This is a genomic window from Salmonella sp. 2018103, assembly GCF_026247685.1.
In the GTDB taxonomy this organism is placed as follows: domain Bacteria; phylum Pseudomonadota; class Gammaproteobacteria; order Enterobacterales; family Enterobacteriaceae; genus Salmonella; species Salmonella enterica.
The window spans coordinates 4,470,548-4,485,324 of the sequence record NZ_CP111029.1 but is presented as its reverse complement, the minus strand read 5'-3'; the positions used below and the strand labels follow the sequence as shown (position 1 = coordinate 4,485,324).

The following is a 14,777-nucleotide window of genomic DNA, read 5'->3' as shown; positions in this document are numbered from 1 at the left end:
CCGGAAAACTCGTATCTGAAGTGTAACAACAGTTTACCTGCTTTTATCCCACCATATAAGTAGCGGTGGCGCTGGCGATGTACAGCTGATCTTCATTGTGTAATTCCACGCGGGCGACGGCCACTTTATTCCCTGCGCGCAGCAGGCTACTGGTGGCCGTAAAGCGGTTGCCTCTGCCCGGACGCAGGTAATCGACGCGCAGGTCAATCGTTCCCATCCGCGACAGGCGCTGGCGTAGTTCATCTTCGCTGATGGTTTCGTGGCGAGTTAGCGTGCTGCCGACGCATACCAGTCCGGCGGCGACATCCAGCGCAGAGGCGATCACGCCGCCGTGTAAAATGCTTTGCGCCCAGTTGCCGACCATCATCGGCTGGTTGTTAAAGGCCAGTTGGGCGAACGCTTTTTCATAGCGTTCCAGCTCCAGCCCTAACGCCCGATTAAACGGCATGTGGTAGACAAACATTTCACCCACTAATTTCAGAGCTTGTTCAGCGGTAAGTACAGCGGACATAGATTCCTGACACCTCATTGGTTAATGAAATGTTGATATTATGCTTCTTAATTGTTGTTTTCTACTTTAAGAAGGGATAACTAACGGCTATGTGTGTAAATATGTAAAAATGGTTGGCAGAGAATGATTCAAGCTGAAAATACTTCGTCAGGAGAACGTCAAGAATGCGGGCGATTTTGAGAGGGTTGTTGCCAGCCACGCTACTGCCATTAGCGGCATATGCACAAGAAGCTACGATAAAAGAGGTTCATGATGCGCCTGCAGTACGGGGAAGTATCATCGCTAACATGCTACAGGAGCATGATAACCCTTTTACGCTTTACCCTTATGACACGAACTACTTGATCTACACGAACACCAGCGATCTGAACAAAGAGGCCATAAGTACCTACAACTGGTCTGAAAACGCACGTAAAGATGAAGTGAAATTTCAGTTGAGCCTGGCGTTTCCGCTGTGGCGCGGAATACTGGGGCCGAACTCGGTACTGGGTGCTTCCTATACGCAGAAATCCTGGTGGCAGCTTTCCAACAGTAAAGAGTCTTCGCCGTTTCGCGAAACCAACTACGAACCGCAGCTTTTTCTTGGTTTTGCTACCGATTATCGCTTTGCCGGCTGGACGTTGCGCGACGTAGAGATGGGCTACAACCATGACTCTAACGGACGTTCGGACCCCACCTCGCGTAGCTGGAACCGTCTGTATACCCGTCTGATGGCCGAAAACGGTAACTGGCTGGTAGAGGTCAAACCGTGGTACGTGATTGGCAGTACCGACGATAATCCGGACATCACCAAATATATGGGTTATTACCAGCTTAAAATCGGTTATCACCTGGGCGAGGCGGTATTAAGCGCCAAAGGCCAGTACAACTGGAATACAGGCTACGGCGGCGCGGAAGTTGGATTAAGCTATCCGGTCACTAAACATGTCCGGCTTTATACTCAGGTGTACAGCGGCTATGGCGAATCGCTGATCGACTATAATTTTAATCAGACACGTGTCGGCGTCGGCGTGATGCTTAACGATATCTTCTGATTGGATTGTGTTTTAAACATTGCAGTTTCTCTCGCAGGCGCTGAAAATAGCGCCTGTTTTGATTTATGGTGAACGGGGTTAATGTGGCGCAGGCGGAAGTGTTGAATCTGGAATCAGGGGCCAAACAGGTTTTGCAGGAAACCTTTGGCTACCAACAGTTTCGCCCGGGTCAGGAAGCGATTATTGATACTGCGCTCTCCGGTCGCGACTGTCTGGTCGTCATGCCCACCGGCGGCGGCAAATCTCTGTGCTATCAAATCCCCGCGTTGTTGCTGGACGGATTGACCGTCGTCGTTTCGCCCCTGATCTCGTTGATGAAAGACCAGGTCGATCAGCTACTGGCGAACGGGGTGGCGGCGGCCTGTCTGAACTCCACTCAAAGCCGCGAGCAGCAGCTTGAGGTGATGGCGGGGTGCCGTACCGGACAGATTCGTCTGCTGTATATTGCGCCGGAACGCCTGATGCTGGACAACTTTCTTGATCATCTGGCGCACTGGAATCCGGTATTGCTGGCGGTGGATGAAGCGCACTGTATTTCGCAATGGGGACATGATTTCCGTCCGGAATATGCGGCTCTCGGTCAGCTTCGCCAGCGTTTTCCCGCTTTGCCGTTTATGGCATTGACCGCCACCGCCGACGACACCACGCGCCAGGATATTATTCGTCTGCTTGGGCTTAACGATCCGTTAATCCAGATCAGTAGCTTTGACCGACCGAATATCCGCTACATGCTGATGGAGAAGTTTAAGCCGCTCGACCAGCTAATGCGCTATGTTCAGGAGCAACGCGGCAAATCGGGTATCATCTACTGCAACAGTCGGGCGAAAGTGGAAGATACCGCCGCGCGCTTGCAAAGTCGTGGCATTAGCGCGGCGGCCTATCATGCGGGGCTGGAAAACGCTATTCGCGCCGATGTGCAGGAAAAATTTCAGCGCGACGATCTGCAAATCGTGGTGGCGACCGTCGCTTTTGGAATGGGCATAAACAAACCTAACGTACGTTTCGTTGTGCATTTCGATATCCCGCGCAATATTGAATCCTACTATCAGGAAACGGGCCGCGCCGGGCGCGACGGACTGCCTGCGGAAGCCATGCTATTTTACGATCCGGCTGACATGGCCTGGCTACGTCGTTGTCTGGAAGAGAAACCAGCCGGACAGCTTCAGGATATTGAACGGCATAAACTGAATGCGATGGGCGCTTTTGCCGAAGCGCAAACCTGCCGACGCCTGGTATTGCTTAATTACTTTGGCGAAGGCCGACAAGAACCGTGCGGCAACTGCGATATCTGTCTTGATCCGCCCAAACAATATGATGGCTTAAACGATGCCCAGATTGCGCTTTCTACCATTGGTCGGGTTAACCAGCGTTTTGGCATGGGCTACGTTGTCGAGGTGATCCGCGGCGCGAATAACCAACGCATCCGCGATTTCGGTCATGACAAACTCAAGGTTTATGGCATGGGACGCGAAAAGAGCCATGAGCACTGGGTGAGCGTGATTCGCCAGCTCATTCATCTGGGGCTGGTAATGCAAAATATTGCGCAGCACTCCGCATTACAGTTGACGGATGCCGCGCGTCCGGTACTCCGTGGAGACGTTCCGCTAAAGCTTGCGGTGCCGCGCATCGTCGCCCTCAAACCCCGCGTGATGCAGAAATCGTTCGGCGGTAATTACGATCGCAAATTGTTCGCTAAGTTGCGCAAGCTGCGTAAAGCTATCGCTGATGAAGAGAATATCCCGCCGTATGTGGTCTTTAACGACGCCACGCTGATAGAGATGGCGGAACAGATGCCGGTTTCCGCCAGCGAGATGTTAAGCGTTAACGGGGTTGGGATGCGCAAACTGGAGCGCTTCGGGAAAGAATTCATGGCGCTCATCCGCGCGCATGTCGATGGTGATGACGAAGAGTAGTCAGCCCGGCAAAAAAGTGCCAGGATGGTGACTCACTGAACTATTTCCCCGCGAGCCATTTTTATGATGATGCTATTTTTCACCGTGGCAATGGTGCACATTGTTGCGCTAATGAGCCCCGGCCCCGACTTTTTCTTCGTGTCTCAAACTGCTGTCAGCCGTTCGCGTAAAGAAGCGATGATGGGCGTACTGGGCATTACCTGCGGCGTGATGGTATGGGCGGGCGTGGCGCTGCTTGGCCTGCATCTCATCATCGAAAAAATGGCCTGGCTGCATACGATCATTATGGTAGGCGGCGGCCTGTATCTGTGCTGGATGGGCTATCAGATGCTGCATGGCGCGCTGAAAAAACAGGATGCGGCGGCGTCTTCTCCGCACATTGAACTGGCGCAGAGCGGGCGCAGCTTTCTCAAAGGGCTGTTGACCAATCTGTCGAATCCGAAAGCGATTATCTATTTTGGTTCCGTTTTTTCACTGTTTGTCGGCGATAACGTCGGCGCTGCGGCGCGCTGGGGTATTTTCGCGTTAATTACCCTGGAAACGCTGGCCTGGTTTACCGTAGTCGCCAGCCTGTTCGCGCTGCCGAAAATGCGCCGCGGCTATCAGCGTCTGGCGAAATGGATTGATGGCTTTGCCGGCGCTTTGTTTGCGGGCTTTGGTATTCACCTGATTATTTCGCGCTAATTTACCTCCGGGCCGGATAAACATCATCCGGCACGACTATCACGCGTGTCTTGCCGACGCCAGGAGCGCGCCTACCAGCATAAACAACGAACCAAACGCTTTATTCAGCGCCTTCATCTGCTTTGGTCCTTTAATCCAGGCGGCAATGCGCTGCGCCAGTGTGGCGTAACCGGTCATCACAATCATATCCACCACAATCGTGGTGACGCCGAGAATGAGGTACTGCGCCAGTTGCGGTTGCTGCGGCATGATGAATTGCGGAAACAGGGCGGCAAGAAAGACAATGCTTTTGGGATTGGTTAGATTGACAAATATCGCCCGTTTGAACAGCCGACCCCGCGATTGCGTCTGGGCGAGAGTATGCAGATCGATAGCGCCTGCGGCGCGCCATTGCTGGATACCCAGCCAGATAAGATAAGCCGCGCCAGCCCATTTCAGAATTTCAAAAGCGATGAGCGAGCGCGAAAAGAGCGTACCCAGTCCGACGCCCACCAGTACGATATGTATCCCCAGCCCGGTCTGGAGTCCGGCGATAGAAGCCGCTGCGCCACGATATCCATGGTTGATAGACGTCGTCATGGTATTGATGGCGCCTGAACCCGGAGAAAGACTCAGCAGAGTTGAGGTCAGTAGATAGGCGAACCACCATTCAAAGGTCATGCGAAACTCCCTGGTTGTCTGTTTTTGTGCCACAATACGCTACTGCCGCTGTGTTGTGTCAGGCACGACGCAAAAAACGATTTTACCTGGTAAACGAGGCCGAAAACCCGATGTTTCAGCAGCAAAATGACTGGGAAACAAGAGAAAATGCGTTTGCCGCTTTTGCTATGGGGCCGCTGACCGATTTCTGGCGTCAGCGGGAAGAGGCGGAGTTTATCGGCGTGGGTAACATTCCGGTGCGCTTTGTCCGTTTTCGAAATGATTCCAACGATCGGACGATCGTCATTTGTCCTGGCCGCATTGAGAGTTATGTAAAATACGCTGAACTGGCGTATGACCTTTTTCATCTCGGTTTTGATATCTTCATCATCGACCACCGTGGTCAAGGGCGCTCCGGGCGGATGTTATCGGACCCGCATCGGGGTCATGTCGATCATTTTAACGATTATGTTGAGGACTTAGCGGCGTTCTGGCAGCAGGAAATTGAGGCGGGGCCGTGGCGTAAGCGTTATATCCTGGCGCACTCAATGGGGGGCGCGATAGCCACTCTGTTCCTGCAACGCCATCGTGTGCGGTGCGACGCTATTGCGCTCACCGCGCCGATGTTTGGTATTGTGATACGCTTGCCTTCCTTTATGGTGCGCCATATTCTCGACTGGGCCGAAGGGCACCAGCGTATCCGTGAAGATTACGCTATTGGTACCGGTCAGTGGCGGGCGTTGCCGTTTGGGATGAATGCGCTGACCCACAGCCGCCAGCGTTATCAGCGCAACTTACGATTTTATGCCGACGAGCCGCAGCTGCGCGTTGGCGGCCCCACCTGGCATTGGGTACGCGAAGGCATTCTGGCGGGTGAACAGGTTCTGGCTGGGGCGAGCGATGACACGACGCCTACGCTACTGATTCAGGCGGAAGAAGAGCGGGTAGTGGATAACCGCACCCACGATCGTTTTTGTGAAATTCGCGCCGCGGCGGGATACCCTTGTGAAGGGGGAAAACCGCTGGTTATCAAAGGCGCGTACCATGAGATCCTTTTTGAAAAGGACGCCATGCGCTCAGTCGCGCTTAACGCCATTGTTGAATTTTTCAACAAGCCTAATTTATCCAGCGGAAATCGCTTTGCTTAGAGGTTAAATTTTATTATGTATCAGGTTGTTGCGTCTGATTTAGATGGCACGCTGCTCTCCCCCGACCATACGTTGTCCCCTTATGCCAAAGAGACTCTGAAGCTGTTGACCGCACGCGGCATCCATTTTGTCTTTGCCACTGGTCGTCATCATGTCGATGTAGGGCAAATCCGCGATAATCTTGAAATCAAGTCTTACATGATCACCTCCAACGGCGCGCGAGTGCACGATACCGACGGGAATTTGGTTTTTACGCATAATCTGGACAGCGACATTGCCAGAGACCTGTTCGGAGTGGTGAATGCGAACCCGGACATCGTGACTAACGTTTATCGCGACGACGAATGGTTTATGAATCGTCATCGCCCCGATGAAATGCGTTTTTTCAAAGAGGCGGTATTTAACTATTCGCTGTTTGAGCCTGCGCTGCTGGAGCCGGAGGGCGTCAGCAAAGTGTTTTTCACCAGCGACACTCATGAAAAGTTGTTGCCGCTGGAGCAGGCGATTAACGCGCGCTGGGGCGATCGGGTAAACGTGAGCTTCTCTACGCTAACCTGTCTGGAAGTGATGGCGGGCGGAGTGTCGAAAGGTCATGCGCTGGAAGCGGTCGCTCAGGCGATGGGGTACAGCCTGAAAGAGTGTATCGCCTTTGGCGACGGAATGAACGACGCTGAAATGCTCACGATGGCGGGCAAAGGCTGCATCATGGGCAATGCGCACCAGCGTCTGAAAGACCTGTATCCCGAACTTGAGGTGATCGGCATCAACGCGGATAACGCCGTGCCGCATTACCTGCGCGATCTTTTCTTACGTTGATGTGATTGTTTGTTAGTTGACCAGTTGTCAACTTCACTCTCCGCTACAATGGGTGTTCCCTGTTTTAAGAGACATCCATTGTGGCGCTACTCATCATTACCACTATCCTGTGGGCTTTCTCCTTTAGTCTATTTGGCGAGTATCTTGCCGGGCATGTCGATAGCTATTTCGCGGTGCTGATACGCGTTGGGCTGGCGGCGCTCGTTTTTCTGCCGTTTTTGCGTTCTCGCGGGCACAACCTAAAAACCATCAGCCTGTATATGCTGGTGGGGGCGATGCAGCTTGGCATCATGTATATGTTGAGCTTCCATGCTTACCTCTACCTGACCGTATCCGAACTGTTGCTGTTTACCGTTCTGACGCCGCTCTATATCACGCTGATTTACGATGTGATGAGTCAGCGTCGTTTGCGCTGGGGCTATGCATTTAGCGCGTTGCTGGCGGTGATTGGCGCCGGGATTATTCGCTACGATCGCGTGACCGACCATTTTTGGGTCGGTTTGCTCCTGGTGCAGCTTTCTAATATCAGTTTCGCTATCGGAATGGTGGGGTATAAACGTCTGATGGAGACCCGTCCCATGCCGCAGCACAACGCCTTTGCGTGGTTCTATCTGGGGGCGTTTTTGGTGGCGGCGGTGGCGTGGTCGCTGTTGGGGAACGCGCAAAAGCTGCCGGAAACCACGCTGCAATGGAGCATTCTGGTGTTTCTCGGCGTGGTGGCGTCCGGCATTGGCTACTTTATGTGGAACTATGGCGCTACCCAGGTAGACGCCGGGACGCTGGGTATCATGAATAATATGCATGTTCCCGCAGGACTGCTGGTTAATCTTGCCATCTGGCATCAGCAGCCCCACTGGCCAAGCTTTATTACAGGCGCGGCTGTGATCCTGGCTTCGCTGTGGGTGCATCGAAAATGGGTCGCTCCGCGCTCCGCACAAACGGCAGATGATCGCAGGCGTGATCCCGCGTCGAGCGAATAAACGCCTCGGTCACCGCCTGACGCTGGTCGCCGTCGCGCACGGCGGCATACAGGCGGCTCCACAGACCATCGCCCAGGGTTTTGGTCACCACCAGACCCTGGCGCTCAACGCTTTCCACCACCCAGTGCGGCAGGGCGGCAATACCCATTCTGGCCGCCACCATCTGAATCAGCAGTAGCGTATTATCCACGCTTTTCAGCAGCGGACTGATACCCGCCGGTTGCAGGAAATGTCGCCAGACATCCAGTCGGCTGCGCTGTACCGGGTAAATCAACAGCGTTTCGCTGGCTAAATCTTCCGGCGTAATCTGCGTTTTGCTGGCCAGCGGATGGTCGGGCGCCAGCACCAGTCGGACTTCAAAATCAAACATCGGCGAATAATGCAGCCCGCTGCGCGGCAAAATATCCGACGTCATCACCAAATCCAGCTCGCCTTGTTGCAAGGCCGGTTGCGGATCAAAAGTGACGCCGGATGTGAAATCCATTTCTACCTGCGGCCAGCTTGCACGGAAGTTTTCCAGCGCCGGGGTCAGCCACTGAATACAGCTATGACATTCAATAGCGATGCGCAGACGAGTTTGCTGCGGTTCGTTGCACGCCTGCAGCGCACGGCTGATTTGCGGCAGCACCTGGTTTGCCAGTTGCAGCAGAACTTCCCCCTGCGGCGTAAAGCGCAGCGGCTGGCTTTTACGCACGAACAGGCGGAAGCCAAGGCGTTGTTCCAGATCGCTGAACTGATGAGACAGAGCGGATTGGGTCTGGTGCAGCACCGCCGCCGCGGCAGCCAGCGATCCACTATTCCGCAATGCCTGGAGTGTTTTCAGATGTTTAATTTCGATCATGAAAGTCCTTCACTTCGCCATGAACAAATTGCGCTTGAGGAATATACAGTACCTTTACATTATGGATGTGTAAACATCCAGACGTCTAAAACTCGTCATATTTCGACTTGCAGATGCGTTGGCTTCCTTGCTTACCCCAGTCACTTACTTCAGTAAGCTCCTGGGGATGCGCTGTGTCGCCGCCTTCCTGCAAGCCGAACTATTTAGAGTTTTACTTTCAGATTCAATAAAATAAGAGAGGAAGTAAAATGACAATATTGACTCACACCCTCGGTTTTCCTCGCGTTGGCCTGCGTCGCGAGTTGAAAAAAGCGCAAGAGAGCTACTGGGCGGGGAACTCAACGCGTGAAGCGTTACTGGCGGTGGGGCGCGAACTGCGCGCGCGTCACTGGGAGCAGCAGAAACAAGCGGGTATTGACCTGTTACCGGTAGGCGACTTTGCCTGGTACGACCATGTTCTGACCACCAGCCTGCTGTTAGGCAATGTGCCGGCTCGTCATCAGAACAACGACGGTTCCGTGGACATCGACACTCTGTTCCGCATTGGCCGCGGTCGCGCGCCAACCGGCGAACCGGCGGCGGCAGCGGAAATGACCAAATGGTTTAATACTAATTATCACTACATAGTACCGGAGTTCAGCAAAGGCCAGCAGTTCAGACTCACCTGGACACAGTTGCTAGAGGAAGTGGACGAAGCGCTGGCGCTGGGGCATAAGATCAAACCCGTACTGCTGGGGCCTGTCACGTATCTGTGGCTGGGTAAAGTGAAAGGCGAGCCGTTTGACCGCCTGACGTTGCTGAAAGACATTTTGCCAGTGTATCAGCACGTGCTGGCTGAACTGGCGAAGCGTGGTATTGAGTGGGTCCAAATTGATGAGCCAGCGCTGGTGCTGGAACTGCCGCAGGCGTGGCTGGATGCCTTCAAACCGGCTTACGACGCGCTCGCCGGCCAGGTGAGGCTGTTGCTGACGACCTATTTTGAAGGCGTGACGCCAAACCTGGACACTATTATCGCGCTACCGGTACAGGGGCTACATGTTGACCTCATTCATGGCAAAGATGATGTAGCGAAACTGCATCAACGTCTGCCGGTCGACTGGCTGCTCTCCGCAGGCTTGATTAACGGGCGTAATGTCTGGCGCGCCGATTTGACCGAAAAATACGCGCAGATTAACGCCATTGTGGGCAAACGCGCGCTGTGGGTAGCATCCTCCTGCTCTTTACTGCACAGCCCGATCGATCTCAGCGTTGAAACGCGTCTGGATACGGAAGTAAAAAGCTGGTTTGCCTTTGCGCTGCAAAAATGCGGTGAACTGGCGTTGCTGCGCGATGCGCTGAACAGCGGCGAAACGGCGGCGCTTGAGGAATGGAGCGCACCGATTCAGGCTCGTCGTCACTCCCGCCGCGTACATAATGCCGCGGTAGAAAAACGCCTGGCGGCGATCACTGCGCAGGACAGCCAGCGTGAGAATCCGTATGAGGTGCGCGCTGAAGCGCAACGCGCCCGCTTTAAACTTCCCGCCTGGCCGACGACGACTATCGGTTCGTTTCCGCAAACCACGGAAATTCGCGGTCTGCGTCTGGACTTCAAAAAGGGCAACCTCGACGCGAACCACTACCGCACCGGCATCGCCGAACATATCAAACAGGCTATCATTGAGCAGGAGCGTTTAGGGCTGGATGTGCTGGTACACGGCGAAGCCGAGCGAAACGACATGGTGGAATACTTCGGCGAGCATCTGGACGGCTTCGTCTTTACCCAGAATGGTTGGGTGCAAAGCTATGGCTCCCGCTGTGTGAAACCGCCGGTAGTGATTGGCGATATCAGCCGTCCGGCACCGATTACCGTGGAGTGGGCGAAATATGCCCAGTCGCTGACCGACAAGCCGGTAAAAGGGATGTTGACTGGCCCGGTGACTATTCTTTGCTGGTCATTCCCCCGCGAAGACGTGACCCGCGAAACGATTGCGAAACAGATTGCGCTGGCGCTGCGTGATGAAGTCGCGGATCTGGAGGCGGCGGGGATTGGGATTATTCAGATCGACGAACCGGCGCTGCGCGAAGGTCTACCGCTGCGTCGCAGCGACTGGGACGCCTATCTGGAATGGGGTGTGGAAGCCTTCCGCATCAACGCGGCGGTGGCGAAGGATGAAACTCAGATCCACACCCACATGTGTTACTGCGAGTTCAACGACATTATGGATTCGATCGCCGCGCTGGACGCGGATGTGATCACCATTGAGACCTCCCGCTCGGATATGGAGTTGCTGGAGTCGTTCGAAGCGTTCGACTACCCGAACGAAATCGGGCCGGGCGTGTACGATATTCACTCGCCGAACGTGCCGAGCGTCGAGTGGATTGAAGCCCTGCTGAAGAAGGCGGCACAGCGTATTCCGGCACAACGCCTGTGGGTGAATCCGGACTGCGGTCTGAAAACTCGCGGTTGGCCGGAAACCCGCGCGGCGTTAGCGAACATGGTCAAAGCGGCGCACAATCTGCGTCAGGCGAAATAACCCATCCTGGCCGCTGCGTTTATCCGACAGCAATGCGGCGCTACCTTTTGACGGGTAGCGCCCGTGTCTGACCTGATTAACAGCGCCTCTTTCTTCTCATTTCCCTTTTTCTTATTTTCCGCGCTGTCTTTTTCAGGATCTGGCTATTTGGCGATCTTGATAATAAAAAGGTTCTCCGTATGAATAACAATCAGGCGGATAGTGTCCCCGGAAGCAGCGCGGCGGATTTTATTGCCTCGCAGATCGTTTTTCCTGTCATGATCGCCCAGCGCTCTCATAGCACAAAACGAGGTTTTCCATTCTGTTATGTTCCCTGGCGACGGTAAACGTCGCATTGTCTCATGGCGCTGGTGAACCTTATTTTTTAACGGAGATGTCTGACATGGCGGTAGCAGGTTGTCACGTAATGGCCAAACCCGGCGGCGCGATCTGCAATATTGATTGCACATATTGCTTCTATCTTGAAAAAGAGGCGCTGTACCCGGAACGCAATAAAAACTGGCGGATGTCGGACGAGACGCTGGAACAGTTTATACGCCAGCATATTGCCGCGCAGAGTGGCGACCGCATTGACTTTGCCTGGCAGGGCGGCGAACCGACCATGATGGGGCTACCGTTTTTCCGTCGGGTTGTCGCATTATGTGAAAAGTACGGCGATGGGCGAAAAATCACTCATGCGTTGCAGACGAACGGCATCCTGGTGAATGACGAGTGGGCGCGCTTTTTCGCTGAACAGCATTTTCTCATCGGTCTCTCTATCGACGGCCCGGCGTCGTTACACAACCACTATCGGCTTAATCGCGCTGGAAAAGAAACTCATGAGCAGGTCGTCGCAGCAATGGCGCGGCTTAAAGCGCACCATGTCGACTTTAATACCTTAACCGTCGTGGGAAAACATAACGTCGGTCATGCAGCAGACGTCTACGAATTTCTTCTGGCGGCGGGATCGCGTTTTATTCAGTTTATCCCGCTGGTGGAGCGAATGAGCACCGATAACTCATCGGTACTTAATCTGGTGATGCCCGGCGAAAGCGCGGCGACGCTGGCGCCATGGACGGTACCGTCGTGGCAATATGGCGAATTTCTCAACCAGATCTTTGATATCTGGGTTCGTCGCGACGTAGACCGCGTCTATGTGCAGATGTTTGACGTGGCGTTAGCCGCCTGGACGGCGCAGAAGCCGATACTGTGTGTGCATTCCGAGACTTGTGGACATGCCTTCGCGTTGGAGTCGAACGGCGATCTCTACAACTGCGACCACTTTGTCTACCCGGAGCATCTGCTGGGGAATATCCACCAGCACAGCATCAAAACCTTAAATAATAGCGAGCGGGCTATTGCGTTTGGCGAGGCCAAGCGGGAGACCCTGACCGCCGATTGTCGTCGCTGTGACTACCGCTTTGCGTGTCATGGCGGCTGTCCGAAGCATCGCTTTGCCGTCTCGCCGTCCGGTCATCCTGCGCATAATTACTTGTGTGCGGGCTATAAGCATTTTTTCCAGCACGTTACGCCGTATATGAATGTCTGGCGGGAGCTGCTGGCGCAAGGCTATCCGATGGCATCGATCATGCGCTGGCTGGCGCAGGACGCGCGTAAAGATACAGGAGCCGTCAGTCGTAACCATCTCTGTCCCTGCGGCAGCGGCAAAAAATATAAAAAATGCTGTGGTAAAGCATAGCTAACGTGGCGATGACGCTTTGTTGAGCCTACACCGACTCCGGTCTCGTAGGCCCAACAAACATCGTAATGCGCTGTGGTTAGCCTTTTTTCCCACCGTACTGCGCGAACCATTCCAGCATTCTTTGCCAGCCGTCTTTCGCCGAGGCTTCGTGGTAGCCCGGACGATAATCGGCATTAAACGCGTGCCCTGCATCGGGATAGACCACGATTTCCGCCTTCGCATTAGCGGCGCGTAGCGCCTGACGCATGGTTTCCACGCTCTCCTGTGGAATACTGGTATCCTGCCCGCCGTATAAACCCAGTACCGGCGCGTTAAGATCGGTGGCGATGTCAACGGGATGCTTCGGCGAATTGAGTGACGTGTCGCCTACCAGCTTGCCGTACCACGCTACCGCCGCTTTTAACTGTGGGTTGTGCGCGGCGTACAGCCAGGTAATCCGGCCTCCCCAACAAAAACCGGTGATCATTAGCCGATGCGCATCCCCGCCGTTGCGCGAAGCCCAACTGGCGACGTGATCCAGGTCGGCAAGGACTTGCGAATCGGGTACTTTAGCCACCAGCCCGCTCAATAATGTGGGTATATCGGCGAAATCATTGGGGTCGCCTTCGCGGAAATAGAGCCCCGGCGCGATAGCGAGATAGCCTTCCAGCGCCAGTCGTCGGCAAATATCGCGAATGTGTTCATGTACGCCAAAAATTTCCTGTACCACAATGACCACAGGCAGCGCGCCGTCGCTTGCCTTTGGTCTGGCGTAATAGGCTGGCATATCGTCGCCCTGAGAGGGAATCGACGTTATCCCCGCGCTAATGGCCCCATCAGGCGTATGAATCATCGTAGGGGCAAGTGGGGAAGCTGCAGGTGCAAAGCCGGATGGATGTGTCGTTGTCATGGTATTCTCCGTACCCTTAAAAAATAGCGCAATCTTAACTATAGACAGTGTGTAACAAACCACATTGCCTTAAAGCGGCTATCTTTTGTGCAATGCCTGGCGATATTGATTATTTATTGTGATGTATATCACTTTTTAATGGTAAGCGAGTGCAATTGTTTTACGCCATAGTGATGGCTGTCACGAAAATATCTTTATGCCTTAGGTAAAGTGTCTTTTTGCTTCTTCTGACAAACCCGATTCACAGAGGAGTTTTATATGTCCAAGTCTGATGTTTTTCATCTCGGCCTCACCAAAAACGATTTACAAGGGGCCCAGCTCGCCATCGTCCCTGGCGATCCTGAGCGTGTGGAAAAGATCGCCGCGCTGATGGATAAGCCGGTTAAGCTGGCATCTCACCGCGAATTCACCTCCTGGCGCGCTGAGCTGGATGGCAAAGCAGTTATCGTTTGCTCTACCGGTATCGGCGGCCCGTCTACTTCTATTGCCGTGGAAGAACTGGCGCAACTGGGTATTCGTACCTTCTTGCGTATCGGCACCACGGGGGCTATTCAGCCGCACATCAACGTCGGCGACGTTCTGGTAACGACCGCATCCGTACGTCTGGATGGGGCGAGCCTGCATTTTGCGCCGATGGAATTCCCGGCGGTTGCCGACTTTGCCTGCACCACCGCGCTGGTTGAAGCCGCGAAATCGATTGGCGCCACGACTCACGTTGGCGTAACCGCCTCTTCCGACACTTTCTATCCGGGTCAGGAACGTTACGACACCTATTCTGGCCGCGTTGTTCGTCGCTTCAAAGGTTCTATGGAAGAGTGGCAGGCGATGGGCGTGATGAACTACGAAATGGAATCCGCTACGCTGTTAACCATGTGCGCAAGCCAGGGTTTACGCGCAGGTATGGTGGCGGGCGTTATCGTTAACCGTACCCAACAAGAGATTCCGAATGCGGAAACGATGAAACAAACTGAAAGCCACGCGGTGAAAATCGTCGTGGAAGCGGCCCGTCGTCTGCTGTAATTCTCCTCTCTTTTGCAAAGGCCGACGCGTTCGGCCTTTTCTTTTTGCGTGGCGCCTCGCAGGAAATTCCTTTTAAACTGGACGTTTATACAGCACAATTCTATTTTG

Annotated in this window: 13 protein-coding genes; 9 read left to right on the top strand and 4 right to left on the bottom strand. The window is 54.1% G+C overall.

All coding sequences use genetic code 11. The annotated features are described in order from the left end of the window. Window positions 1-43 precede the first annotated feature (43 nt). Complete coding sequence (gene yigI, locus OLG56_RS21550; protein ID WP_001277136.1) at window positions 44-511, bottom strand: acyl-CoA thioesterase YigI; 468 nt, start codon at window positions 509-511, stop codon at window positions 44-46. 164 nt (window positions 512-675) lie between these two features. On the opposite strand from yigI, the gene pldA reads away from it, so the two are divergent. The 3 genes from pldA (at window position 676) to rhtC (ending at window position 4,142) form a co-directional block, all read left to right on the top strand. Further along, a complete protein-coding gene (gene pldA, locus OLG56_RS21545; protein ID WP_001201692.1) occupies window positions 676-1,545 on the top strand; it encodes a phospholipase A in 870 nt (289 codons plus the stop codon). A gap of 83 nt (window positions 1,546-1,628) precedes the next feature. Beyond that, the gene (gene recQ, locus OLG56_RS21540; RefSeq protein WP_001533487.1) at window positions 1,629-3,458 is read left to right on the top strand and encodes an ATP-dependent DNA helicase RecQ; all 1,830 of its coding nucleotides are present in this window, start codon (window positions 1,629-1,631) and stop codon (window positions 3,456-3,458) included. 63 nt (window positions 3,459-3,521) lie between these two features. Next, complete coding sequence (gene rhtC, locus OLG56_RS21535; protein ID WP_000980078.1) at window positions 3,522-4,142, top strand: threonine export protein RhtC; 621 nt, start codon at window positions 3,522-3,524, stop codon at window positions 4,140-4,142. 39 nt (window positions 4,143-4,181) lie between these two features. On the opposite strand, the gene rhtB is transcribed toward rhtC, so the two are convergent. Then, complete coding sequence (gene rhtB, locus OLG56_RS21530; protein WP_000142520.1) at window positions 4,182-4,802, bottom strand: homoserine/homoserine lactone efflux protein; 621 nt, start codon at window positions 4,800-4,802, stop codon at window positions 4,182-4,184. 110 nt (window positions 4,803-4,912) lie between these two features. Here rhtB and pldB point away from each other — a divergent pair, with 110 nt between their 5' ends. The 3 genes from pldB to OLG56_RS21515 all read left to right on the top strand — a co-directional run bounded on the left by pldB (window position 4,913) and on the right by OLG56_RS21515 (window position 7,725). Next, window positions 4,913-5,929 (top strand): lysophospholipase L2, encoded by a 1,017-nt coding sequence (gene pldB, locus OLG56_RS21525; RefSeq protein WP_031602143.1) that lies wholly within the window; start codon window positions 4,913-4,915, stop codon window positions 5,927-5,929. A 15-nt stretch (window positions 5,930-5,944) separates the two neighbouring features. Further along, window positions 5,945-6,745, top strand: coding sequence for a sugar/pyridoxal phosphate phosphatase YigL (gene yigL / locus OLG56_RS21520; protein ID WP_023233069.1), 801 nt, complete (start codon window positions 5,945-5,947; stop codon window positions 6,743-6,745). An 80-nt stretch (window positions 6,746-6,825) separates the two neighbouring features. Further along, entirely contained in the window at window positions 6,826-7,725 is a 900-nt protein-coding gene (locus tag OLG56_RS21515) for a carboxylate/amino acid/amine transporter (protein ID WP_001196254.1), read from the top strand. Here the strand turns inward: OLG56_RS21515 and metR are convergent. Continuing rightward, window positions 7,613-8,566 (bottom strand): HTH-type transcriptional regulator MetR, encoded by a 954-nt coding sequence (gene metR, locus OLG56_RS21510; RefSeq protein WP_000569786.1) that lies wholly within the window; start codon window positions 8,564-8,566, stop codon window positions 7,613-7,615. The two genes, OLG56_RS21515 and metR, sit on opposite strands and share 113 nt — an antisense overlap. 248 nt (window positions 8,567-8,814) lie before the next feature. Between metR and metE the strand changes: the two genes are divergently transcribed. Both metE and OLG56_RS21500 read left to right on the top strand, forming a co-directional pair. After that, window positions 8,815-11,079, top strand: coding sequence for a 5-methyltetrahydropteroyltriglutamate--homocysteine S-methyltransferase (metE, locus tag OLG56_RS21505; protein WP_061377485.1), 2,265 nt, complete (start codon window positions 8,815-8,817; stop codon window positions 11,077-11,079). Between the two features lie 334 nt (window positions 11,080-11,413). Continuing rightward, complete coding sequence (locus tag OLG56_RS21500; RefSeq protein WP_207011603.1) at window positions 11,414-12,757, top strand: anaerobic sulfatase maturase; 1,344 nt, start codon at window positions 11,414-11,416, stop codon at window positions 12,755-12,757. Between the two features lie 79 nt (window positions 12,758-12,836). On the opposite strand, the gene OLG56_RS21495 is transcribed toward OLG56_RS21500, so the two are convergent. Beyond that, entirely contained in the window at window positions 12,837-13,649 is an 813-nt protein-coding gene (locus OLG56_RS21495; protein WP_000213963.1) for a dienelactone hydrolase family protein, read from the bottom strand. A 258-nt stretch (window positions 13,650-13,907) separates the two neighbouring features. On the opposite strand from OLG56_RS21495, the gene udp reads away from it, so the two are divergent. Beyond that, window positions 13,908-14,669, top strand: a complete 762-nt coding sequence (gene udp, locus OLG56_RS21490; RefSeq protein ID WP_000045169.1) for a uridine phosphorylase — start codon at window positions 13,908-13,910, stop codon at window positions 14,667-14,669. Window positions 14,670-14,777 lie beyond the last annotated feature (108 nt).

Coding starts and splice junctions, on each gene's coding strand:
- OLG56_RS21495 (WP_000213963.1), bottom strand. CDS start 13,649: ATGACAACGACACATCCATCCGGCTTTGCACCTGCAGCTTCCCCACTT.
- rhtC (WP_000980078.1), top strand. CDS start 3,522: ATGATGATGCTATTTTTCACCGTGGCAATGGTGCACATTGTTGCGCTA.
- yigI (WP_001277136.1), bottom strand. CDS start 511: ATGTCCGCTGTACTTACCGCTGAACAAGCTCTGAAATTAGTGGGTGAA.
- metR (WP_000569786.1), bottom strand. CDS start 8,566: ATGATCGAAATTAAACATCTGAAAACACTCCAGGCATTGCGGAATAGT.
- metE (WP_061377485.1), top strand. CDS start 8,815: ATGACAATATTGACTCACACCCTCGGTTTTCCTCGCGTTGGCCTGCGT.
- udp (WP_000045169.1), top strand. CDS start 13,908: ATGTCCAAGTCTGATGTTTTTCATCTCGGCCTCACCAAAAACGATTTA.
- pldB (WP_031602143.1), top strand. CDS start 4,913: ATGTTTCAGCAGCAAAATGACTGGGAAACAAGAGAAAATGCGTTTGCC.
- pldA (WP_001201692.1), top strand. CDS start 676: ATGCGGGCGATTTTGAGAGGGTTGTTGCCAGCCACGCTACTGCCATTA.
- rhtB (WP_000142520.1), bottom strand. CDS start 4,802: ATGACCTTTGAATGGTGGTTCGCCTATCTACTGACCTCAACTCTGCTG.
- yigL (WP_023233069.1), top strand. CDS start 5,945: ATGTATCAGGTTGTTGCGTCTGATTTAGATGGCACGCTGCTCTCCCCC.